28 protein-coding genes and 1 rRNA gene are annotated in these 23,790 nt (G+C 36.6%); 1 reads left to right on the top strand and 28 read right to left on the bottom strand.

Translation table 11 applies throughout. The annotated features are described in order from the left end of the window. Positions 1 to 127: 127 nt before the first annotated feature. From ACIQXF_RS17035 to metG, 14 genes are all read right to left on the bottom strand, one after another. Positions 128 to 712, bottom strand: a complete 585-nt coding sequence (locus ACIQXF_RS17035) for a 50S ribosomal protein L25/general stress protein Ctc (protein WP_402784992.1) — start codon at positions 710 to 712, stop codon at positions 128 to 130. Between the two features lie 318 nt (positions 713 to 1,030). Then, positions 1,031 to 1,990, bottom strand: a complete 960-nt coding sequence (locus ACIQXF_RS17030; protein WP_402784990.1) for a ribose-phosphate diphosphokinase — start codon at positions 1,988 to 1,990, stop codon at positions 1,031 to 1,033. Positions 1,991 to 2,014: 24 nt separating this feature from the next. Then, the gene (gene glmU, locus ACIQXF_RS17025) at positions 2,015 to 3,385 is read right to left on the bottom strand and encodes a bifunctional UDP-N-acetylglucosamine diphosphorylase/glucosamine-1-phosphate N-acetyltransferase GlmU (protein WP_402784989.1); all 1,371 of its coding nucleotides are present in this window, start codon (positions 3,383 to 3,385) and stop codon (positions 2,015 to 2,017) included. A gap of 260 nt (positions 3,386 to 3,645) precedes the next feature. Then, positions 3,646 to 3,939 (bottom strand): septation regulator SpoVG, encoded by a 294-nt coding sequence (gene spoVG, locus ACIQXF_RS17020; RefSeq protein WP_402784987.1) that lies wholly within the window; start codon positions 3,937 to 3,939, stop codon positions 3,646 to 3,648. A 481-nt stretch (positions 3,940 to 4,420) separates the two neighbouring features. After that, entirely contained in the window at positions 4,421 to 4,795 is a 375-nt protein-coding gene (locus ACIQXF_RS17015; protein WP_402784985.1) for a RidA family protein, read from the bottom strand. Continuing rightward, the gene (purR, locus tag ACIQXF_RS17010) at positions 4,792 to 5,625 is read right to left on the bottom strand and encodes a pur operon repressor (protein WP_320940292.1); all 834 of its coding nucleotides are present in this window, start codon (positions 5,623 to 5,625) and stop codon (positions 4,792 to 4,794) included. The genes ACIQXF_RS17015 and purR overlap by 4 nt, the downstream gene beginning before the upstream one ends. A gap of 56 nt (positions 5,626 to 5,681) precedes the next feature. Then, the gene (ispE, locus tag ACIQXF_RS17005) at positions 5,682 to 6,548 is read right to left on the bottom strand and encodes a 4-(cytidine 5'-diphospho)-2-C-methyl-D-erythritol kinase (RefSeq protein ID WP_402784982.1); all 867 of its coding nucleotides are present in this window, start codon (positions 6,546 to 6,548) and stop codon (positions 5,682 to 5,684) included. A 224-nt stretch (positions 6,549 to 6,772) separates the two neighbouring features. After that, positions 6,773 to 6,955: a small, acid-soluble spore protein, alpha/beta type gene (locus ACIQXF_RS17000; RefSeq protein WP_402784980.1), complete on the bottom strand. Its 183-nt coding sequence runs from the start codon at positions 6,953 to 6,955 to the stop codon at positions 6,773 to 6,775. 113 nt (positions 6,956 to 7,068) lie between these two features. Beyond that, entirely contained in the window at positions 7,069 to 7,329 is a 261-nt protein-coding gene (gene veg / locus ACIQXF_RS16995) for a biofilm formation stimulator Veg (protein WP_402784978.1), read from the bottom strand. 156 nt (positions 7,330 to 7,485) lie between these two features. After that, entirely contained in the window at positions 7,486 to 8,367 is an 882-nt protein-coding gene (gene rsmA / locus ACIQXF_RS16990; protein WP_402784976.1) for a 16S rRNA (adenine(1518)-N(6)/adenine(1519)-N(6))-dimethyltransferase RsmA, read from the bottom strand. Then, positions 8,360 to 8,926, bottom strand: a complete 567-nt coding sequence (gene rnmV / locus ACIQXF_RS16985) for a ribonuclease M5 (RefSeq protein WP_402784974.1) — start codon at positions 8,924 to 8,926, stop codon at positions 8,360 to 8,362. Before rnmV ends, rsmA begins: the two co-directional genes overlap by 8 nt. A gap of 167 nt (positions 8,927 to 9,093) precedes the next feature. Next, positions 9,094 to 10,302 (bottom strand): resuscitation-promoting factor, encoded by a 1,209-nt coding sequence (locus ACIQXF_RS16980; protein WP_402784972.1) that lies wholly within the window; start codon positions 10,300 to 10,302, stop codon positions 9,094 to 9,096. 135 nt (positions 10,303 to 10,437) lie between these two features. After that, the gene (locus ACIQXF_RS16975) at positions 10,438 to 11,208 is read right to left on the bottom strand and encodes a TatD family hydrolase (RefSeq protein WP_402784970.1); all 771 of its coding nucleotides are present in this window, start codon (positions 11,206 to 11,208) and stop codon (positions 10,438 to 10,440) included. Between the two features lie 254 nt (positions 11,209 to 11,462). After that, positions 11,463 to 13,439 carry a methionine--tRNA ligase gene (gene metG, locus ACIQXF_RS16970; RefSeq protein WP_402784968.1) on the bottom strand — a complete coding sequence of 659 codons (1,977 nt, stop codon included), beginning with the start codon at positions 13,437 to 13,439 and terminating at the stop codon, positions 11,463 to 11,465. 350 nt (positions 13,440 to 13,789) lie between these two features. Between metG and ACIQXF_RS16965 the strand changes: the two genes are divergently transcribed. Beyond that, positions 13,790 to 14,068 carry a transition state genes transcriptional regulator AbrB gene (locus ACIQXF_RS16965; protein WP_402784966.1) on the top strand — a complete coding sequence of 93 codons (279 nt, stop codon included), beginning with the start codon at positions 13,790 to 13,792 and terminating at the stop codon, positions 14,066 to 14,068. A 194-nt stretch (positions 14,069 to 14,262) separates the two neighbouring features. Here ACIQXF_RS16965 and rsmI read toward each other — a convergent pair whose 3' ends face one another. From rsmI to rrf, 14 genes are all read right to left on the bottom strand, one after another. Continuing rightward, positions 14,263 to 15,135: a 16S rRNA (cytidine(1402)-2'-O)-methyltransferase gene (rsmI, locus tag ACIQXF_RS16960; RefSeq protein WP_402784964.1), complete on the bottom strand. Its 873-nt coding sequence runs from the start codon at positions 15,133 to 15,135 to the stop codon at positions 14,263 to 14,265. Next, entirely contained in the window at positions 15,132 to 15,395 is a 264-nt protein-coding gene (locus ACIQXF_RS16955; protein ID WP_402784962.1) for a GIY-YIG nuclease family protein, read from the bottom strand. Before ACIQXF_RS16955 ends, rsmI begins: the two co-directional genes overlap by 4 nt. After that, a complete protein-coding gene (locus ACIQXF_RS16950) occupies positions 15,379 to 16,128 on the bottom strand; it encodes a tRNA1(Val) (adenine(37)-N6)-methyltransferase (protein WP_402784960.1) in 750 nt (249 codons plus the stop codon). Before ACIQXF_RS16950 ends, ACIQXF_RS16955 begins: the two co-directional genes overlap by 17 nt. Positions 16,129 to 16,193: 65 nt before the next feature. Further along, positions 16,194 to 16,550, bottom strand: a complete 357-nt coding sequence (gene yabA / locus ACIQXF_RS16945) for a DNA replication initiation control protein YabA (protein WP_402784958.1) — start codon at positions 16,548 to 16,550, stop codon at positions 16,194 to 16,196. A gap of 27 nt (positions 16,551 to 16,577) precedes the next feature. Beyond that, positions 16,578 to 17,393: a PSP1 domain-containing protein gene (locus ACIQXF_RS16940; RefSeq protein ID WP_402784956.1), complete on the bottom strand. Its 816-nt coding sequence runs from the start codon at positions 17,391 to 17,393 to the stop codon at positions 16,578 to 16,580. Continuing rightward, positions 17,386 to 18,390 (bottom strand): DNA polymerase III subunit delta', encoded by a 1,005-nt coding sequence (gene holB, locus ACIQXF_RS16935; RefSeq protein ID WP_402784954.1) that lies wholly within the window; start codon positions 18,388 to 18,390, stop codon positions 17,386 to 17,388. Before holB ends, ACIQXF_RS16940 begins: the two co-directional genes overlap by 8 nt. A gap of 165 nt (positions 18,391 to 18,555) precedes the next feature. Further along, positions 18,556 to 18,996, bottom strand: a complete 441-nt coding sequence (locus ACIQXF_RS16930; RefSeq protein WP_402784952.1) for a YaaR family protein — start codon at positions 18,994 to 18,996, stop codon at positions 18,556 to 18,558. Positions 18,997 to 19,071: 75 nt separating this feature from the next. Continuing rightward, positions 19,072 to 19,401: a cyclic-di-AMP receptor gene (locus tag ACIQXF_RS16925; protein WP_402784950.1), complete on the bottom strand. Its 330-nt coding sequence runs from the start codon at positions 19,399 to 19,401 to the stop codon at positions 19,072 to 19,074. A gap of 167 nt (positions 19,402 to 19,568) precedes the next feature. Continuing rightward, positions 19,569 to 20,198 (bottom strand): dTMP kinase, encoded by a 630-nt coding sequence (gene tmk, locus ACIQXF_RS16920; protein ID WP_402784948.1) that lies wholly within the window; start codon positions 20,196 to 20,198, stop codon positions 19,569 to 19,571. Positions 20,199 to 20,216: 18 nt separating this feature from the next. After that, positions 20,217 to 21,641: an aminotransferase class I/II-fold pyridoxal phosphate-dependent enzyme gene (locus ACIQXF_RS16915; protein WP_402784946.1), complete on the bottom strand. Its 1,425-nt coding sequence runs from the start codon at positions 21,639 to 21,641 to the stop codon at positions 20,217 to 20,219. A gap of 123 nt (positions 21,642 to 21,764) precedes the next feature. Next, positions 21,765 to 22,301 (bottom strand): HXXEE domain-containing protein, encoded by a 537-nt coding sequence (locus tag ACIQXF_RS16910; RefSeq protein ID WP_402784944.1) that lies wholly within the window; start codon positions 22,299 to 22,301, stop codon positions 21,765 to 21,767. 67 nt (positions 22,302 to 22,368) lie between these two features. After that, positions 22,369 to 22,944 (bottom strand): TetR/AcrR family transcriptional regulator, encoded by a 576-nt coding sequence (locus ACIQXF_RS16905; protein ID WP_402784942.1) that lies wholly within the window; start codon positions 22,942 to 22,944, stop codon positions 22,369 to 22,371. Positions 22,945 to 23,130: 186 nt separating this feature from the next. Further along, positions 23,131 to 23,565 carry an SRPBCC domain-containing protein gene (locus tag ACIQXF_RS16900; protein WP_402784940.1) on the bottom strand — a complete coding sequence of 145 codons (435 nt, stop codon included), beginning with the start codon at positions 23,563 to 23,565 and terminating at the stop codon, positions 23,131 to 23,133. Positions 23,566 to 23,696: 131 nt separating this feature from the next. After that, a 5S ribosomal RNA gene (gene rrf / locus ACIQXF_RS16895) occupies positions 23,697 to 23,790 on the bottom strand; the annotation flags it as partial.

Genomic DNA, 23,790 nt, shown 5'->3' with positions numbered 1-23,790 from the left:
AAATCCTTACTTCAACCATACATATCGTGAAATGGTTTTAAAATAACAGATTGCATTAAAAACAAAAGGCTACTAAAGAAGTTTTTAGCCTTCCATAGTAGCCTTTCCTTAACATATATTTTTACACTCATTCCGGTGCATTATCTGCCGTTTCTTCAACGGCCACGGCTGGAGCCATAATTGATACCAATGTATGATCATTTTCATTGATGATATCGAAAACAATCATATCTCGAATATCTGCTACCGTAATTGTTTCACCAATTTTAAGTTCAGTAATATCAACTTCAATAGCTTCTGGTATATCAGCTGGTTTTACATTAATTTTCACATCTAAGTTTGGTTGCATTAATATGCCACCCACACTAACACCAACTGATTCTCCAACAAGTTTAATAGGCACTTCAGCTTCTATCGCTTCGGCCATATTAATTGCTAAAAAGTCGATATGATCTACTTCATCTTTCATAGAGCACTGTTGGATTTCTGACACAACAACATTCACTTTTTTCCCATCTAACTCCATTGAAAACACACCGTTTTGCCCATTCTTTTGAATGGATTTTCTGAATTCCTTCGCTGAAATAGAAATCGGGGTCGAATCTAATTTATAGCCGTAAATAACCGCAGGAATGGCTCCCCCTTTCCTAAGTTGGGTTAATGTCGAACGATGCCCAGCTTCGCGCTTTTTAACACTTAATACTGTACTCATATCTAAACTTCCCCTTCCAAGAAAATTATTTACGCCTTATTATAAATGCCACTATTTCCGATGAAATCAATGACATTTGTTAAGGCTATAATAATATTTACCTCTATTTTGGTTTATCTCATAACGTGGCGTTGATTTCCGTTCTGACTAGGCGAACTTCTTAAAATAGTGTAAATATTATTAAGTCACAATTACTATTATACCCCTTTATAAGAAAATTCAAACAAAAGAAACATATAAAAAAGACAAATCTACTTGCAAACGTAGATTTGTCCTTAATATGCCACATCTTATTATATGTGGGATCTGTTATTTATATTAATCAAATAGAGTACTTACAGATTTATTTTCATAGACACGAGAGATTGCATCTGCCATTAATTTAGCTACTGAAAGCTCTGTAATTTTTGGAGATTTTTTCTCATCAGCAAGCTGAATTGTATTTGTTACAACTAACTCTTTAATTGCAGAGTTTTCAATTCGCTCAATTGCCGGACCTGATAATACTGGGTGAGAGCAGCAAGCATAAACTTCTTTCGCACCAGCAGCACGTAATGCATCCGCACCAATTGTAATTGTACCAGCCGTGTCAATAATATCATCAATCAAGATGGCCACTTTACCGTCAACATTACCAACAATGTTCATTACTTCTGCAACATTAGGCTTCGGACGACGCTTGTCAATAATAGCGATAGGTGCTTTTAAACGTTCTGCCATTTTACGAGCTCGAGTTACACCACCATGGTCTGGAGAAACAATAACGATTTCTTCCTCTGGAATACCTTTAGATTTAAAGTAATCCGATAATAAAGGTACTGCCATTAAGTGGTCGATTAGAATATCAAAGAAACCTTGGATTTGTGGTGCATGTAGATCTAAAACGATAACACGTGTTGCACCAGCTGTTTCAAGTAGGTTTGCCACTAATTTAGCTGTAATTGGCTCGCGCGCTTTTGCTTTGCGGTCTTGGCGAGCATAGCCATAGTAAGGCATTACAACGTTTACTGTACGAGCAGATGCACGTTTTACAGCATCTACCATAATTAAAAGCTCCATTAAATGTTCGTTTACAGGTGCAGAAGTAGACTGCACAATAAACACATCACAACCACGAATACTTTCTTCAATGCTAATTTGAATCTCTCCATCGCTGAAGTGTTTAACAGAAGATTTCCCTAATTCAACACCCATTTCTTGCGCAATTTCTTGAGCAAGTGGATTATTCGAATTAAGTGAAAATATTTTTAATTGTGAGTTTGCATAATGATACGGCATGATGGCCTCCTGTTTAGTTGATAATTATTTTGAATTTAATTTGCTTACATAATTCGGTTTGTTTTCTTGTCTTGCACGAGCAATTGCAAGTGCATCCTCAGGAACTTCTTTTGTAATTGTAGATCCTGCTGCAATAAATGAACCTTTTCCAACTTTCACTGGCGCTACTAAGTTAGTATTACATCCTACAAATACATCATCTTCAACAATCGTTTGGAACTTGTTTTTCCCATCATAGTTTACTGTGATGGAACCACAGCCAATATTAACGTTATTTCCTATATCAGCATCGCCAATATAGCTTAAGTGTGATACTTTCGTGTCATTCCCTAGTTTACTTTTCTTCACTTCAACAAAGTTACCAATTTTCACATGGCTACCAATATCAGAAAGTGGTCGAATATTTGCAAACGGTCCAATTGCTGTGTCTTCTGCTACAGCGCTTTCACGCACAACAGAAGAATGTATAGTTGTTCTGTCACTAATACGGCTATCTATAATTTGTGTGTTTGGCCCGATTATGCAATCTTCACCGATAACAGTCGTACCTTCGATCATAGTGCCTGGTTGAATGACAGTATCACGACCAATTACTGCTTCTGCGCTAATATACGTTGTTTCTGGATTAATGATTGTCACACCGTTACGCATATGTTTTTCATTAATTCTTGCACGCATTAGCCCTTCTGCTTGTGACAAAGCAACACGGTCATTGACACCAAGTGTTTCTTCAAAATCTTCCGTTACATAAGCTTCAACGATATCGCCTTGTTTTTGTAAAATTTCAATGACATCTGGTAAATAGTATTCACCTTGTGCATTGTCATTTTTCACAAGTCTTAAAGTCTCAAATAACGCTTTATTATCGAAGCAGTATGTGCCCGTATTAATTTCTTTAACTAATTGCTGCTCTGCTGAAGCATCCTTTTGCTCAACAATTTGCTCCACTTGACCATTGTCGCCACGTAAAATACGACCATAGCCTGTTGGATTTTCTGCAACCGCTGTTAAAATTGTTGCTTTTGCATTCTTTGTTTGGTGATGCTTAAACAAAGCTTGCATTGTTTCAGGGCGAATAAGTGGTGTATCACCACATACAACTAATGTTGTTCCTTCTTCGCTACCTAATACTTCCTCAGCTTGTTGAACAGCATGTGCTGTACCCAATTGTTCAGCCTGTAAAACGTATTCGCTTTTATCACCAAGCTGTTGTTGCACCTTTTCTGCACCGTGTCCTACAACCGTAACAATGCGATTCACATCTAACGTTTGAATGTGATCCACCACGTGTTGTACCATTGGCTTCCCACATACTGGATGGAGCACTTTATATAATTTGGACTTCATACGTGTACCTTGACCAGCAGCCAAAATGACAGCAAAAACGTTGCTCATCTGTAAGTCCTCCAATACGCTCATTTTCTCTTATGACTATATAGCAAAATCCATCTATTTTCAAGGCATGTTGACTTGACAAAAAGATGAATTTCCAAATCAAATGCACCTTATGCTCGAATGTTAATATGTATGTCCTAAAACTGCTCCTTTTCTCTTATTCTCAAAATAAAAAGAACTCTCCAATTAAGAAGAGTTCTTATTATATACTTTCGCCAGAATTATACTAAATTTGTAAATACCTTTTAGATTAACAGTTATTATACGCCAATTCCTTCTAATTCTTCCGTTTCTTCTACTTCGCTCGAATTATGGTACTCGTTTAAAATAATCTCCTGAATTTTATTACGAGTTGTTGAATTAATAGGATGCGCAATATCTCTAAATTCTCCATCTGGTGTTCGTTTACTTGGCATAGCGACGAACAAACCCGTATTCCCATCAATTACACGAATATCGTGAACTACAAACTCATTGTCGAGTGTAATGGAAGCAATCGCACGCATGCGACCATCTGTTTGTACACGACGTAATCTTACATCAGTAACTTCCATTTTCTCACCACCTCTCTTCTTGGATGCCTAAATGAAAATATAATATTCATTATTACCGAATATTTTCCTTTTCATAGTCTATCAAATTTTCTAAAAAATTTGAATACTTATCAGTATAATATTTTCTCTAATATACGTAAATTTTGACAATTGTTTGTCATCCACTCTCAATTTAATCAATTTGCCTCGACATAATTGCGTCCGGAATCGGCTTTGAGCTTAGGCCTGCACGAGAGCTGACACGATGTCGATCATTTCGGTAATGCCACAGGACGTGGCGTTTTTATCGATGCAGGTCAGTTAGCCGTTATCGCATGGATGCGATGATTTTAGGCTAACATCCTATGTGAACTCCTTTCCGATTCCGTGACATTCGCCGGAGTTCATTTATTGCAGCGGATGTTTGGACACCCGCTGTAAGAAGTTAAAAAAGCTCACTAAAAAGAGCAAACCTCTCTCTTTAGCGAGCTTTAAAAACTATTTATTTTACAATGGCAATAACTTCGATTTCTACTTTTACATCTTTTGGTAGGCGTGCAACCTCAACTGCTGAACGGGCTGGTTTATGGTCGCCAAAGTGGCTTGCATATACTTCATTCATAGCCACGAAGTCGTTCATATCCTTCATAAAAACAGTTGTTTTAACAACATTGTCTAAAGATGAACCGGCAGCTTCTAAAACTGCTTTTAAATTAGCAAACACTTGATTAGTTTGCACTGTGATATCTCCTTCCACTAGCTCGCCTGCTGCTGTTAGTGGAATTTGACCTGAGCTATAAAACATGCCGTTTACAATAATCCCTTGTGAATATGGACCAATCGCTGCTGGAGCATTTGTTGTTGCTACTACATTCATTTGTCATTTCCCCTTTTAGAAAAATAGTTACCTTCACTTAATGCAATAGTACGGTCTTTTTCATTAACCTCATGAAGCTTCACTAGTGAATAATAATCGTCTACTAAAGTTTCATCTGCATGCTCAGCCTCTACAAGCACTGCAATACCTGCTAGCTGACAGTCAAACTCCTCTAATAGGTTTTTCATGCCGTTCATTGTACCTCCGACTTTCATAAAGTCATCAGTAATCAGCACTCGTTGTCCACTCTTCATGCTTCTTTTTGATAATACCATTGTCTGAATTCTTCTGGAAGAACCGGAGACATAATTAATGCTGACTGTAGATCCTTCAGTCACCTTACTATCTCTTCTAACAACAACAACTGGTACATTTAAATGTCTTGCAATGGCGTGGGCAATGGAAATGCCTTTTGTTGCCACAGTCATTATGACATCAATCTGTTGGTCAGCAAATGCAGATGCAAACACCTTTCCAACACGATTAATTAAGTCTGGATTGCCGAGTAAGTCCGTCATAAATAAATAACCGCCTGGCAACAAACGATCTGAATGCTCAAGCTCCGCCTTTAAGTCCTGAATAACTAAACGGACCTCAGCCTCGGACATTTTAGGAATATATTTAACTCCTCCAGCTGCGCCCGGTACTGTCATCAATAACCCGATTCCTTTTTCTTCGAAAGTTTCTTTTACAATCGTTAAATCTTCACTGATGGATGACTTTGCAGATTGATATAGTTCTGAAAAATAAGTTAGCGGGATCAGCTGATGTGGATGTTCTAGTAAATAGTACGTCATATCAACTAGTCGTTCACTACGCTTCCATTTCATGCGACCCTCTCCTAAACACGAATATTTATAGGTAAAATTAACACAAATTTGCGTTTTTAAGCAAGCGTATTTCGCTCGCCTAAAATCCGTACAGCATAAACTTCTTCACAAAAACCACGTAAACCATTATAAATACGACTTACACGAGCTTCACTATCTACTAAGCCAAACACTGTTGGACCGCTTCCGCTCATCAATGTTGCATCTGCTCCAAAGCGTTTCATTTGCTCCTTTAACATCACTACTTCAGGATGTAACTTAAATGTTACAGTTTCCAAAACATTTCCTAATGATGCACACAGGAGCTCATAATTTTCCATTTCAATAGCATGAATCATTTGCTTTGTATTTGGATGCTCTAATCCTTCAACCTTGAGCCCTCCATATACTTCTGCTGTAGAGACGCCTATTTTAGGTTTCGCTAGTACTACCCAACAGTTTGGCGGTGCTGGCAATTCCTGAATTTTTTCTCCACGCCCCGTCGCTAATGCTGTACCACCATAGACACAAAAAGAAACATCCGAACCAATTTTAGCACCTAGTTCAGCCAATTCATCTATGGATAGGCCTAAATTCCATAGCTCATTTAAACCTTTCAGTGTAGCAGCCGCATCGCTACTACCACCTGCAAGACCTGCTGCAATTGGTATTTCCTTTTCTATAGTAATAGATACACCTTGTCCAATGCCGTATGTATCTTTAATTAGACGCGCTGCCTGATAAGCAAAATTGCGGTGATCATTTGGCACAAAATTATCTGTTGAAATTATTTCTATTAAGCCATCTTCTCGAGATTCCAGACTAATACGATCAGCTAAATCAACAGTCGTCATGACCATCTCTACTTCGTGATAATTATCCGGTCTTTTATAAAGTACATCTAATGTTAAATTTATTTTTGCAGGCGCCTTTACATAAAGCATCTTTCTTCCTCCTTATAGCTACACGTAACAGCCGTTCACTTTCGCACAAGATTATTCATTTTATTTTACCATAATGGGAAAGCGAAAATGGAAAAAAAGAACCGTATACCCTTTATTGGAGTAACGGTTCTCTCTCGTCAGTTGTGTTGTTGTGTCGACAGGAAATTTTCTTCCCTGCTGAAATGAAGTTAAATTTATAAGTGGTCTATTTTAACCAAAATAGTCTACTTATTATGCTCTTGTTCAGTGCTTGCTCTTTCAGCCATTTCAATGGCACGTTTGACCATATTACCTGCGTCTCGAGCTTTAATGCCGCCCCAGCCTTCTCGTTGCACAACATCATAAAATCCAAGCTCTTTAGCGATCTCTTCTTTTAATCGAGGTGACATGATACCTTTTCTAGGCATATAAACTCCTCCTTTAACAACTGACGAATTTAGTATGTCCCAGAAAACGCAAAACACTCATGTAGTTTTTAACATACATGAGTGTTCCAAAATATAGAAATAAGTACTAGAAACTATTTTGCGACAGCAGCTTTTGCTTCGTCTAAAAATGTAATCTCTACTGCTTCAGTTAAAATATCTGTGTAGCTATACGATACGCGCTTGCACGTATTGTCTTCTTGATCAAGCTCAACTACAAAGATAGCACGATATGTTTCACGCAATATCCCTGCACACTCGATCGTTTTCTTGCGACCTCCGTTTGCTTTTAACTGCAAACGTTTACCCAGATGACAATCCAACGACTTTTTAATGTCCGCTAAAGTTCTTGGCATTTTCGCTTACACCTCACTACTAATTAGTATAAGCGATTAGCCCAAAAATGTCAACAAAATATAATATTTTATCAGCCTTGAATAAATGTTGTCAACTTATTTTTTATAAAAAACCATGTTTTTTTTACTTATAATAAAAAAAGTTAACAAAAATTTTCACTTTGCAAACGTTGGATGTAGTGCATCTGCCAATTTACCAAACTCTTGAATAGTAAGTGTCTCTCCTCGACGTGTTGGTTCAATATTTACTGCTGTTAAGGCATCCATAATTTTTTCTTTATGTTCCTTCCCATTTGGTAAACCTGATTGTAAATTATTAAAGATTGTTTTTCGACGCTGTACAAACGACGCTCTAGTTACAACAAAGAAGAAATCCTCATCAACTACCTTTACTGGGGGTTCATCGTGTTTAATAAGGCGGATAACCGCAGAATCTACATTTGGCTGTGGCATAAAAACAGTTTTTGGTACTGTCATGGCAATATCAGCCTTTACATAATATTGAATTGCAATCGATAAAGAACCATACTCTTTCGTTCCAGGTTTGGCTGTAATGCGATCTGCAACCTCCTTTTGCATCATAACAACAAAGCCTCGGATCGGTAAGCGATCATTTAGCAATTTCATTAAAATCGGGGTTGTCACATAGTACGGTAAATTCGCTACAACCATAATATCTTCAATACCTGGCATCTCTTCCTCAATTACTTTAGCAACATCCGCCTTTAATATATCTGAATGTACAATCGTCACATTATTATACGGGCTCAGTGTATCCTCTAGTACAGGTAATAATCGCTGATCAATTTCAAAAGATACAACCTTTTTTGCACTTCTAGCTAAATGCTCCGTTAAAGCCCCAATACCAGGACCGACTTCAATTGCACCACTATTCTCAGTTAAATTTGCATGACTAACAATATTTCTTAAAATGTTTGGGTCAATTAAAAAATTTTGACCTAGGCTTTTTTTAAATGAAAAACCGTATTTTTTTAAAATTTCTTGAGTTCTTATTGGTGTTGCAATATCCTTATGCATGGTTTTCCTCCTGATCTAACTGTGCGACAGCCGCACCAAATTGCTCTTCTGTAATATGAAACATTTTCAATCTTTTATGAAGTTGTTTCCCATTGGTTGCACCGATATTCAAAATTTCCCCAAGGCGATCACGGCGATTTTTAGCCTGTGGATGACCAATTAAACGTGCTGTCATTAAATCTTCTAGCGTAATGTCATCAGCGATTGGCTCAACACTATTTGGGGTATAGACATGTCTTAGTGCCTCACGTATATCCTCATCTGCAGCGTGCTCAATCCCTAGCCCTTTACCGTTTTTCGCTATTGTTTTTGCTTTTGGTAAAAAAGCGTGTTTCACACCTTTCACACGTTCCTCAATAATTGCACGAATCCGGCGTCCTGGATAATCAGGGTCAGTAAAAACAATAACACCTCTTTTATCCTGTGCATGTTGAATTCTCTTTAGTGTTTCCTCTGAAATTGCTGATCCATTCGTTTCAATTGTATCTGCTTGTACAGCTCTCTTAATAGCTGTTGTATCGTCTTTTCCCTCTACAACGATGATTTCTTTAACTTGCAAAAAGGCTCCTCTTTTCTACCTTATCTTCAGACCATTTTACAACTGCACAGTACGATTGTACAGAAATACACGGCTGTTCACTTTCCAACATAAAAAAGCTTTCCCGCCAGTCAAAACAGGAAAGCTAATATTTAGCGAAAAACATTTTGATTAATTTTACAATTTTTTTAATTTAATACTTTTATACGCACTTTCTTAATTCCCCAATTACTTGCTTGGGTTTCTGATTGTACAAGTATATCGATCTTATTACCCTTAATTGCGCCACCAGTATCCCCAGCAACAGCTGTTCCATAGCCCTCAACCCAAACTTTTGAGCCAAGCTTAATAACAGATGGATCTACCGCGATTACTTTCAACCCGCCCGAGCGTAGATTAATGCCAGTGGCAGATGTACCTGAACAACCCTTACAATAAGGGGTATAGGCAGTTGCAGTTACATAAAATTCTTTACCATTAGATGGCTCTGCTGAACCACGCGATACAGTAGCTGCACTTGCTACTACAGTTTTAGTACCTACTGCAACCAATTGCTCTTTCGGTTCTTTTATGACTTTCTCAGATTGTAGATTTTTAGCCATAACTTGGCCATTTTCTTTCACAATTTCATACGTACGAGAAATTGTACCCTTCTCTCCCGCTTTTACTACCTTTTGTTTCCCCTTTTGCATTGAAGCATCCTGCTTCTTTTCAATTGCGAAATCTAAAGAGTCTTCCACTACATCGATAACCTTTTCTACGCGAACTACTGTGATTTTACTCTCCGGAGTAAGAACGTCCTTCAGGTTATTTTCGACACGATCGAATTCATTTAGCTGAATTCCTTGTTGTTTTAAAAAGTTAGCGACCGTAGTCGAAGTGGACCATACTTGTCTTTTAGTTATACCATCGACAAGCGATACTTGAAACGCTTTTTGAATATCGATTTTGTTATCTGCCCCTATTTCTGTATCTAGACCCTGTACTAAAGAGTCATGCTCTGATACTTCGATATTTGCTTCTTTCAAAATGTCTTTCACTTGTGTTTCAGTTGTCCAAACTTTTGACTGATTTCCATCAACTGAAATAGTTACTTCTTTTGCCTGTTCCCATGTAATTGCTAATCCATTAACAATTGTGGTGTTCAGAGAGGGTGATATTTTGTCATGCTCTGCTACGTCTATATTCTGATCTTGTAATAGTTGTTCTACAGTTTTGGCATGTGTTGCTACTTCGATTTTTTCTCCGTTCGCATCAAGCGTTACGGATTTTTTAGTACCTTGAAAAAGTACGAATGAAATTACAGATACAAACAGGACAAGTGAAATAATTCTTATCACTGTTTGCTTACTCCTCAATGATCCTAAGAACAAGTTTTTCATGGAATTATTTGACATGAAAAAACGCCTCCTTAATACAAGGTTGGATTATACGGACTAGATTTGGCACTGTCAACCCGAAAACATTTCTAAGAAAATTGACTTCACCATTTTGACAAACCACAAACCCAATATTGGAGGCATCTCAGCTAGTTAAATGTCAATTCTAAAAAAATTTTTCGCATTGGCTGTCGTTACCTGTGCAATTTCCTCAATCGTTAACCCTTTTAAACGGGCAATTTCTTCTGCAACTAATGGCACTAAAGCTGGCTCATTACGCTTTCCTCGATATGGATGGGGCGCTAAATACGGCGCATCTGTTTCAATCATCAAATGCTCTAAAGGTATTTCTGTCGCCACTTCCTTTGGCATGCGTGCATTTTTAAATGTCACTGGCCCGCCAAGACTAATCATAAAATTCATAGCAATACATTCACGTGCTGTTTCGACACTGCCACTATAACAATGCATAACGCCTCCAACAGATGCTGCATTTTCTTCACGTAAAATTTGTACAACATCACCTGTTGCATCCCTGTTATGAATAATGATTGGTAAATTCACCTTTTGCGCTAAATGAATTTGCTTTCGGAAAAGCGCTTGTTGAACAACCTTAGGGGATTTATCCCAATAGTAGTCCAAACCAGTTTCACCAATACCAACTATTTTTGGATGTGCTGCTAATTCTTCAATCCAGTTTAAGTCCTCTTGCGTACAATCAATTGCATCAACTGGGTGCCACCCTATGACACCATAAATAAAATCATGCTGTTCAACCAATTGCATTGTTTTTTCAATGGTTTTACGGTCAAAGCCAACAACAACCATCATCTCTACTTTCGCTTCGAGAGCTCTATTAATAACCTCTTGTAAGTCTTCTTCATACTGATCTGCGTTTAAATGAACATGTGTATCGATGAACATCGCCATTCTCCTAACATAGATTTTATTAAAAATTATTATTTCATATTTTGCGTAAACATTACAAATAGGTTACAAAAAATTCAATAACGTGACATTACTAATAATCTTAAGTACTATATTTGTTACTATATACCTAAAAAAATACACTTTTAAGCGCTTATAAATTATTTTGAAATAATAAATACTGTGTTTTTCAAGAAGATTTTAAAAGCCTGCTGAACTTTTTGTAGTCAGCAGGCCCTCCTTACCATGTTTTACTTTACTTTTGCACCGTTCTCCAGTTTCGGATCAACCGATGCTAGTTTTAAAATTCCATCTTTTTCTCCAGCTAGGATCATTCCTTGTGATAATTCTCCACGTAATTTAACTGGCTTTAAGTTCGCGACAACAATCACTTTTTGACCAACTAGTTCATCAGGAGAATAGAACTTGGCAATGCCTGAAACTACTTGTCGTTGCTCATATCCAAGATCTACTTGAAGCTTTAATAATTTGTCTGCTTTCGGTATAGTTTCACACGCTGTTACAGTACCGACACGTAAATCAATTTTCATAAAATCATCGATAGTAATTTCAGGAATTTCTGGAACCTCAGTAGCTTTTAACTCCTCTTTTGGTTCTTCCGCTTGTGGTGTTTTCACTGAACCACGCATTTCCTCACGAATATAAGCAATTTCAACCTCACTCTCTAAACGAGGGAAAATAGGTATACCTTTTTCTACCACTTTAATGTTTGCTGGAATAGTATTACCGAATGTTTCAATTGTGTCCCATGCTAAGAATTTGTCATCCAAGCCTAATTGCTCAATAATTCGTTTAGGCGTAGATGTCATAAATGGTTGTAACATGACAGCAATTTGGTGTAAGCTTTCCGCCAAATTTCGCATTACAGCACCTAATTTTGGCTTATCTGACTCCTCTTTAGCTAAGACCCATGGTTGAGTTTCATCTATATATTTATTTGTTCTTGAGACAAGTGTCCATAAGTCGGCCAATACGACACTAAATTGCATTTTTTCCATACTTTCTTCATATTTAATACGTACCGATTCAGCCTGCTCTTTTAATGCTGCATCAAATTCTGTCGGTTGAAAATTTTCATAAGGGATAATGCCGTCGAAATATTTATTAATCATTGATATTGAACGATTCAATAAATTTCCTAAATCATTTGCTAAGTCGAAGTTTGTACGTTCGACAAATGATTCCGGCGAAAATACACCATCAGAGCCAAAAGGTAATTCACGTAATAGGAAGTAACGTGTCGCATCTAAGCCATAACGCTCTATTAACATTTCTGGATAGATAACATTGCCCTTAGATTTAGACATTTTGCCGTCCTTCATCATAATAAAACCATGTGCAAACACTTTTTTAGGAAGTGGTAAATCTAGTGCCATTAAGAAAATCGGCCAATAAATCGTATGGAAACGAACAATATCCTTTCCAACTACATGAACATCTGCTGGCCAATATTTGTTGAATAATGTTTCATCTTCTGATAGATAACCTAACGCTGTAATATAGTTAGTTAAGGCGTCTACCCATACATAAATAACATGTTTAGGGTCTCCAGGTACTTTAATACCCCAATCAAATGAAGTTCTAGAAACAGATAAATCCTCTAGTCCTGGCTTAATAAAGTTGTTTATCATTTCATTTTTTCGAGATTCAGGCTCAATGAATTCTAGGTTTTCTTCATAATAAGCTAATAGTCGATCTGCGTATTTCTTCATATTAAAGAAGTAAGATTCCTCTTTAACTTTGTGTACCGGGCGACCGCAGTCTGGACAGTTACCATCTACTAATTGTGTCTCGGTAAAGAATGATTCACATGGTGTACAGTACCAACCTTCATACTCACCTTTATAAATATCACCATTATCTAAAAACTTTTGGAAGATCTTTTCGACAGCATTTGTATGACGTTCCTGCGTTGTTTGTATAAAGTCATCGTACGAAATGTCCATTAATGCCCAAAGTTTTTTTGCCGCATCAGCAATTTCATTTACATATTGTTGCGGATGTTTGCCAGCTTCTGCTGCCTTTTCTTGAATTTTTTGCCCATGTTCATCCATTCCAGTTAAGAAACGTACATCATAACCTCGTAAACGTTTATAACGTGCAATTGTATCTGACGCTACAGTTGTATACGCTGTACCAATATGAAATTTCCCACTTGGGTAGTAAATTGGGGTTGTTATATAGAATGTTTTATTTAGTTCGCTCACAAGAACTGCCTCCATTGTTTCACAATATACTATCTATTTTAACGAAGTACGAAATTCGTTTCAATGAAAGTTTAAATAGTACGCGAAAATTGTCGAATAATAAGTTCAATCCATTTACTGTCTTAAACAAGAAGCTTTTTTACTATAAATGAAAATATATAATAAAAACCTTTTAAAAAAACCAAAATATCTGTTTTCTCCTCAAAAATTTTTTTGAAAGCAATAATATTAGTGTATTAATTAATTGACGTTTATGGCATTACTTGGTATGATAACTATCAGACAAAGAAATTATGTCGAAATTTGACGAAATACCAATATAACTTTTAACATTAGGAGGAAAAATAATTATGAAATCAACAGGAATTGTTCGTAAAGTCGATGAGTTAGGTCGTGTAGTAATTCCAATCGAATTACGCCGTACATTAGGTATTGCTGAAAAAGATGCTTTAGAAATCTATGTGGATGATGACAAAATCATCTTAAAAAAATATATGCCTAACATGACATGTGCTGTTACTGGTGAAGTATCTGACGATAACTTCCGTCTAGTTGGGGGCAAATTAATTTTAAGTGCTGAAGGCGCTGAAATGTTAATGAAAGAAATCCAATCAAACTTAAAAAAATAATTTTGATATATACCTAAATCGAGAAAAGCGATTTAGGTTCTTTGCTTATATTAAATTTAATATACCCAAAAAATGTCCATGTCAGACCTTTCACATTTAAGGGTACTATTTTTTACAATTATTATCAATTTAAAGATTTTATAAGTAACTAAATAGAAAAAAGAGGTTGCCCTATTAAAGGCAACCTTTTTATATTAGCTATGGTATTCGTTATAGACATCTCGTTTAGCTAGTTGACGTAATTTTGCTACTTCTTTTATCGCTTCTTTGGATGTAACACCTGCATGTTCAATAATATAATCGATATGTTCAACAATAGACATTTTGGTCCAATACGCTTCTTCACTGTTTTCTTCCTCAGCGTTAGTGTTTCCTTCAAGAACAATACAAAATTCCCCTCGAATTTCCTTTGTTTGTGACCATTCCACCGCTTCATGAAGTGTGCCTCTTAAAAACTCCTCGAATTTCTTTGTTAACTCACGAGCTAATACAATACGACGATCCCCAAGAATAGTCTCCATATCTTTCAAGGTTTCTTTTAAGCGATGAGGAGCCTCATAAAACAACATTGTTTCCTGACGTTTTTTTAGTTGCTCTAATTGTTGTCGACGTTCCTTTTTCCCTCGGTTCAAAAATCCATAAAAGAAAAACGGTTGCGGTGTTAAACCCGAGGCAATTAATGCTGATATCGCTGCATTAGGACCCGGAACTGGCACAACTGGAAAGTCCTGCTCAATTGCTTTTTCGACGATATCTGCACCAGGGTCGGAAATACAAGGTAAACCCGCATCACTAACTAATGCAACTGTTTTCCCTTCACGCAAGAGGGTTAATAGTTTCTCTCCCCCCACCGCTAAATTATGTTCATGATAGCTTATAAGTGGTGTTGCAATGTTAAAATAGTTGCATAGCTTCTTTGTATTACGTGTATCTTCAGCAGCAATAATATCTGCTTCCTTTAAAATACGTAGTGCACGTACACTCATATCCTCTAGATTACCTATAGGTGTTGCAACAAGATATAAACAACCTGTATGATCGTGCATTGTACTTTTTTGAGATTTCATGACTTATCCTCCCCCATATATTTCAGCTTTTGTATTCGTGTCAGCTGTTTAAAAGCATATTCTACACGCATCGCCTCTTGTTTTGTATGGAATTCCTCTACATATATACATTTCACTGGTCCTCGAGCTCTTGTATATTTTGCTCCTTTACCCGCATTATGTACTGCGACACGCTTTTCTACATTATTTGTGTAGCCTGCATAAAAGGAATGATCGGCACATTCTAATACATAAAAATAATGTCTACCATTCTTTTCCATAAAGAATTTCACTCACTTCCGCTGTATATTCATTGTTAGCATTATAGACATACAGGGGTGGCAATATTTTTAAATCAGGTTTACCATCTTTAATTCCTTCTATTAATAGTGTATTGGCTTCCTTACCCTCTTTCGGATATACAAGCTGCATCCGTTTAGGCTCTAAACGATTTGCTCTCATTGCTGTAACAATATCCAATAGTCGACCTGGCCGATGAACAAAAGCCGCTTTTCCACCTTGCTTTAAGAGTTTACTTGCTGATTGTACGGCTTCCTCTAATGTTAAATACAGTTCATGACGAGCAATAGCATAATGCTCACTTAAATTTTTATCACTCGCCTCATGTGCTAAAAAATAAGGTGGGTTACATGTCACTACATCATATTTTTCTATACCAAGCTGCTTAGGCATTTCCTTGACATCACCAAGAATCATATGGATTTGATCTTCTAACTGATTGTATCGAATGCTCCGTTCAGCCATATCCAGTAAACGTGGTTGAATCTCTATTCCTGTAATATGCCCTTTTGTACGAGCACTAAGAAAAAGAGGAATTACACCATTTCCTGAGCATAAATCAACAATTTCCCCTTTATGATGTGGGACAGTGACAAATTTTGAAAGTAGCACCGCATCTAATGAAAACGAAAAGACAGAAGGGCTTTGAATAATACGTAATTTCTCAGCCAACAAATAATCTAGCCTTTCGTCATCCTTTAGCCAATTTTCCATGTATTTCTTCCTCCTACTATACAAAACAAAAGACTGACACCACGGTAGTGGGAATCAGCCTTCTATTACACATTTTGTTTATTTAAAAATGATAGACAAAATAGACAGTCTTCACCTTTCCGTGAACTTCCGAAATGAACATGACAAACATGGAAGCCCTCTTGGTATAGACGTGCTAGGTTATCATAGCCCTCTCCAATATCTAGCGAATTCTCTTTCTTCACATCAGAAGCCTGTACGGAGTTAGGTGTAGAAAGTAGTTCTTCTAGACGTGTACGAAGGTGATGATTTTCTGTTTCGAGTGCTTTATGCTCCTCCATCATTAACGCTACAAATTGCTTCAATGCACCAAATTGTTCCTGCATTGCTTCGAGCTGTTGTTCGAACTCCATAACGGTATCTAAGAAATTACGGTCCTTCACCCAAGCCACCTCGTTAAATTCTCTATCTTATATAAGATTTTTTTCGCATGCTAGCAGCTCTTCTAGTGTATACTCAGCTGTGCGTTCCTGCTCTTGTAAATATACTTGAATGAGTCTTTCTAGCACATTTAAACCTACAACTCTACCGCGGCCATCTGGTGTCATCGTCATTTCACCAATGTCAGGCATACCCTCTTTTGCTTCCTCATATTCATCATTTTCATACTTCAAACAGCACATTAAACGGCCGCATAGACCTGATATTTTTGATGGATTCAAAGATAAGTTTTGATCCTTAGCCATTTTAATAGAAACTGGCTCAAAATCGCCTAAAAAAGTTGAACAACAAAGCATTCTGCCACATGGACCAATGCCACCTAATAGCTTCGCCTCATCACGTACACCAATTTGTCGAAGTTCGATACGTGTTCTAAAAACCGAAGCTAAATCTTTTACAAGATCTCTAAAGTCGACACGTCCTTCAGCTGTAAAATAAAAGATGATTTTATTACGATCAAATGTATATTCAACATCAACAAGCTTCATCTCTAAATTGTGTTCTATAATTTTTGTACTTGCGAGTTCAAATGCGCGCTTTGATTCTGCAGCATTTTCCTCTACTTGAATACGATCACGTTCATCAGCTGGTCGTAGTACTTGTTTAAGTGGTAATACTACATCATTATCCCCAACAACCTTTTGAGGAACAACTACTTTACCATATTCTACGCCACGAGCTGTCTCTACAATGACATATTGACTGTCCTCTAGTAGAAATGATGCTGGATCAAAATAATATATTTTACCCGCTTTTTTAAAGCGGACTCCCACTACATTATACAAATGTATATCCCTCCTGCAGATTTAGCATTAGCTGCTCCATCATTAACGTCCTATTCATGTTACGCTGTAAAGATGCACGCGCCTGTAAAATAGACTCCATTTGACTAGATAGGCGTTCGTAAGTCGAATGTAACGCAGCTTCTTTAAATGTCTGTAACATGTCTGGAAAAGTACAAGCTGCTTCGGGATTAGCTTTTATTGACACTATATCACGGTAAGCAAATAGTAGTAAATCCAATGCTTGCTCCATCTCTGCTTTTTCTTTAAAAAGTGGCAACCATTCTTCATGCACCACAAGCATCGCTTCATGTACATTGTGACGAATTGCTTCTACTAATTTTAACACTGTTTTTCGGGCATGTGCAAACTGCTCATCATTTGCTAAAAATATAGCTGTTTCGAGATCGTTCGTCATCATGCTTACCGTAGAAGCCATTGAATAAGAAATATTGTTATCTTGCAAGTACTGTAACAATACATGCCGAGGCATTTTTTGAAATTTAATATGCTGACAGCGCGAGCGAATTGTTGGTAATATTGATTGCATTTGCTCCGTTAGCAAAATTGCAGTCACTTCCCCTTCAGGCTCCTCTAAAAATTTAAGTATCATGTTTGCTGATGCTACATTAAGGCGGTCTGCATGATGTAGTACATAAATCTTGCGTCCTTCTTCGACACCCATCATTTTCATTTCAGCAATCAAATCACGTATTTGATCAATTTTTATAAATTGACCGTCTGGATATATTTGATGAATGTTTGGGTGATTTCCCGAATCAACACGTCTGCAATTTCGACATGTTTCACATGGAACATTTTGATTTGGTTGCTCACATAGCATTAATTTGACAAAAAAATTCATAATATCTACTTTGCCTGTCCCTTTTTCGCCATCAAAAATGTATGCATGCGCTAATCTATTTTTGTCAAAAATCGTCTGAAGCTGCTTCATTACGGTTGGTTGAAGTGTGAAAAGCTCCTCAACATTCTTGGCCATATACTTGAATTCCTTCCTAAATATCTATTACATCACAGTTTTATTGCTCACTTTTGGTACAAAAACATCTATGATGTTAAATGGAGGCTTTCTCTAGTACTATAACAATAGCTACTGAATATATTTGAAAAAAGCCCGCGCCTACAAGAGAACGAGACACGGGTTTTACATATATAAATTAATTAATAAGCCTTTAATCTCACCGATTTTATCAAGAAGGTCAATTGCTTCTTTTTCTTCATCTAAAATATCTTGTGCTAGCTCCACAAGACGCGTATCAATGGTTTCAATAATTTTTAAGCGTCTTCCTTCACCAAAACGATTCCATGTATGTGATTGCTTTAATTCCATACCATGTTCTACTGTTTCTTGTAGAAATCGTTTTACAAGCATTTTAAAACGAGCAAGTTCTCGTAAATTACGTGATCTCGCTACGCGATCACCAGCTGTAGAAATATCCCCTAGCAGTCGTGTAAGCTGATCTGTTTGCAATTTGGTTCCTTGCTTAACGACCATATCTCCAAATCGGTTATTTTGATTATTGTTTTGCAGTGGCTCTTTGCGATTAGTATTTAACCCGACCCGTATATCCTGATTGATCTTCAAGCTGTTTTCGCCCCCACTTGCTTTCTTATAAAAAACAAAAGCTAAATTAGACATTGTACTTAATGTTGCAATTAATTAAAACTGGTGAAACTGGTCAATTGGTAATACAAAAACAGTCGCTCCTCCTACCTCTACCTCCACAGGATAAGGTATATAGGAATCTGCATTCCCGCCTAATGGTGAAACAGGTGCAACCATTTGTTCTCGTGCTCGACAATTATCACGAATAATATCTAAAACTTTGGGTATGAGAGAGTCTTCAGTTCCAATAAGGAACGTCGTATTTCCAGAGCGTAAAAAACCTCCTGTGCTCGCTAACTTAGTTGCGCGAAACTGATTTTTCGTTAAAGCATTCGATAAGCGGCTGCTATCTTGATCTTGCACTACAGCTACGACTAACTTCATTCGCACTCACCCCTTTTATTAAATTCATCTAGATAAAATCTAATTACCTTTCTCAAAACAGTAGCATCTACAGAAAATTTAATTTTATTTAATAAATACTTTGCCTTCATTAAATAAAATTATAGATGTTACCATTATATCACAATGTAGTGGACAACTTCATGCTTTTACTGCATTGCCTCATATAATAATGACCAAACATCTTCTACGACACGCTCAATATTTTGGTCTGCATTGACGACATGTATACGCTCAGGGTAACGCTCCACTAGTTGTAAATATCCTTCTCTAACCTTCTTATGAAAGGCTAAACTTTCAACATCTAAACGATTTACTTCTCGCTCACCATGAGCATATATACGTGCTAAACCTACCTCTGGTGCAAGATCAAATAAAATTGTTACATCAGGTAACTTCTTACCAATTGCAAACTCATTAATAGATAGTACCTCATCAACACCGATACCACGTGCATACCCTTGATATGCTAATGATGAATCAATAAATCGATCGCAAATAACCATTTTACCAGCATCCAAAGCAGGTCGTACCTTTTCAAAATAATGCTGACTTCTCGACGCTGCGTACAATAATGCCTCTGTGCGTTCATTCATCGCTGTATGAGCGGGGTTTAAAATAATCGTCCGTATTTTTTCAGCGATCTCAATACCACCAGGTTCTCTCGTTGCTAATACATCAATATTTTCTTGAACAAGTCGCTCAGCTATTTTTTGAATGACTGTTGTTTTTCCAGCACCCTCTGGACCTTCAAATGTAATAAATAAATTGCACTTCATGCTGCTATTACCCTCCAACTATTTCATGACCTCAATCATTTTTTCTTCTAAACGGTGAATTCCTTGGAATGTTGCACCAGTAGCTAGTAACTCTTCCAGCTGACTTAACTTTGCCACTGTTATTTTTTCGCCTGGGACAAGCAATGGAATACCAGGCGGATAAGGAATAATCATATTTGCAGAGATTTTCCCCATAGTCCGCATATAGGGCAACCACTCTTTCTCCGATTTCTCAATTTCATCAAATGTATACTCTGGTACCGTGATTGCCACAAAGTTATAGGCTGTCTGTGTAGCTGTTATTTTTTCTGTCTTTGGTGTATCTAATAACAATGTTATAGCATCCTTAATACGGACACGAATTTCTGCAAATGGATAGGTATGCCCTTGTTTTAACAAAGGGAGTACAAGCAACACCTGATTTGCATCTGCTAGTTCTGCGTAGACATGTTTTGCTTCCAGTGCCTCTTGCAATTGAAAGCCGCTAAAACCATCAACGCGGAGTAATAACTTTATAGGATCATCTACCTCAATAACTTCCAAAGAACCAATAGCCCGTAATGCCTCTACCCATTGATTCTTTTTTTCTATTATATATGCACCATCACTCTCCATATATGTCTGTACATAATAGCGTGCATCATCTAAAGAAGCCAATAGAAGATAGGATGGACTACTAGATTGTAGCATGCGTAAATAATGATTTATTTTGTCAACGTCGATTAATTCTGAATTAACATGCATGAAGGATGCCATTGTCATAGCAGGCAATGTTTTATGTGCAGACTGTACTACAATATCTGCACCAAATGTCAGTGCTGATGGTTGAAATAAGGTGCAAGCACTGAAATGAGCTCCGTGTGCTTCATCCACTAAAACAGGAATGCACTTTTCATGACAATACGCAATCTGCTGCTGTATCTCTATAGATGTCATACCATAGTAAGTAGGATATGTTAAAACAACTGCACGAGCATCTGGATAATTATCAACAGCTTCTTTTAAATCTTTATAAGTAATATATGTTGCAGTTAATGTTCGTTCATCCCATATTGGCGAAACAAATACAGGCTTTGCTCCAACAAGCTCAATTGCATGAAAAATTGACTTATGTGCATTACGTTGAACAATGATCGTATCGCCTTTTTTACAAGTGGCATATATCATTGCCAAATTTCCAACTGTAGATCCACCTACTAAAAAAAAGCTTTTCATTGCCCCATATGTATCTGCCAACAAATTTTCTGCTTCTAAAATCATTTCCTCTGGGTGATGCAAATCATCGAGACCTGATAATTCAGTCATATCATATCTCATTACATCTTTAAATGCCTGAGGAAGATGGGACAGCTCTCCATGCTTATGCCCTGGGACATGAAAGGAAATATTTTGTTGTTGTCGAAAACGCTCTAACCCTTCTACAATCGGCTTTTTCTTTTGCAAAACAAAACACCCATTTCCGTTATATTCTTATTTAATTATACGAAATTTTGACGTGATAAAAAAGCTATCCCACCGAATAGGATAGCTTATACACTGGATTGACATAAAAACAAAATATATCTGTTATATAACCTTTCTCCCAATCCAGTGTGCTAATAGTACAACAGGGATTATTAAAAGACAGAATGGCAAGCATACAAAAATAATATTCCACGTTATAACATTCTGAACTAATAAAGAATAATACAAAATTAAACTGTATGGAATAACAATAATCAAGGACGTGAATGCACCAGGTGTAATGGAACGAAAAAAGACAGCTTGTGCAAGGTGGGTGAATGCATGTAGAAAGTAGACTAGCGTAACAATAGTGAAAAAGTAGATATCTCCAAATGGTCCTTGATTCACATACTGACTTGCTATAAATGTGGAACTACTTACAAACATAAATATTACGACTACCGCTACGGCGAACTGTACCGTCGACATTGAAAATTGTTTCATAACTCTATCAGCAATTTTTTCTGGCAATCTTGTATACAAAATAGTAGAATTCTTATTTATCCATTTTTCAATCATAATAATCTCTTCAAAATCATGAAGGATAAACATAATGGGAAATAACCAAATAAGCGTTTGAATATCTATCGAATAACTCATAATCCTACCTTCTTTCAAAAGTGAATTGAGTAATCACTCAAAAATTTTCTAAAAAAAAGAAGTTTTTTTAATGTGAATTTTCAAGCCCTTTTATAATAAGTGTTACTACCTCTTCAATATATTCTTTATTTTCTGTTGGTATATTAGTTGTTTTTCTTCCTTCGACCAACACACGCGTTAATATTGCTGATAGAAACATCGAAGTTGCAGTTTCGATCTTCTTTTTTTCAATAGAACATGAAATAGCTCTTGTGAAAAATGTATCGGCATGTTCACCCATTGTAGTTATAAAATCCACAATATCCTTACTCACATCCGTGTTTTGTACTATTTCTGGGGACCATATAAAAGTTAAAAAGCTTTTATTTCGTGACAAAAAATCTGCATACAATTGTCCAAATCTAATTAAAGCAGGAAGAGGATCAAGTCCAGATAGTTCATTCATCTCTTTTTGTAGCGAACCAATAAAAGAATATTCATGAACAAGATGATTAAGAAGTTCATTTTTATCTTTAAAATAATAAAATATAAGCCCCTCTGCTACTCCGCTTTTTAATGCTATTTCTTTAGTAGTTGTTGCTTTAAAGCCCTTTTCTGTAAAGAGTTCTAATGCTATTTCCAAAATTTTATCTTTCTTTGACATCGACTATTTTCACCACCACTTTTTAAATATTTGAGTGTTTACTCAAATATAAGTTTTATAAAAAAACTTGTCAAGTTATTCCAAAAAAAAGACCACTGCACCTAATGACAATGATCTTTCGCTACTTCTATTCATCTCAGTATAAAATTTTGAAAAGTACTTAACTCTACGTTATCTATTAACATACTAAATACTAGCCTTTACCGCCATTTTTTGTACTAGCTGTTCTACTAATGGAGGTACGAACTTTTCTAATATAGGATTCATCATACCTGCTAAAAAACCACTTGCTTTCATCGTTAAATTGCCAACTAATTGACATGTGCCGTCCTGATTTTGTTTAATTTCAAAATAACCGTCACCATTTATCGGATCTGACAAACCTACTAAATCGAACATAACTTGATTAGGAGCTGCTTCCTTGTACTTAAGCTCTACCTTCACAGCTTTTTGAATAATCCCAAAATCACCTTGAAATACCCAAATCATATCTTGCTCATTAGGGAATTCATGATGTAAATAACCAGGTATCAGTACAGCCCATTCCTCTTTATTTTGAATAAACTCTTGTAACTTTAATTCCCCAACTTCTATGTTTTCGCTATATAACCCCGTTGCCATTCCAATACACCCCTTTACTTGTTATATAAATTTTAACATTTTTTGAGTTTATTAATGAATATAAAATACAATAGTTTACCTTTAATTTCAAAACAACAAAAAAACCACTGATTTCTCAGTGGCTACTGTGTGCCTAGCGACGTCCTACTCTCACAGGGGGAAGCCCCCAACTACCATCGGCGCTAAAGAGCTTAACTTCCGTGTTCGGTATGGGAACGGGTGTGA

The sequence above is a fragment of the Lysinibacillus sp. NPDC097231 genome (genome assembly GCF_044761885.1).
In the GTDB taxonomy this organism is placed as follows: domain Bacteria; phylum Bacillota; class Bacilli; order Bacillales_A; family Planococcaceae; genus Lysinibacillus.
This window is presented reverse-complemented; position numbering and strand designations above follow the sequence as displayed.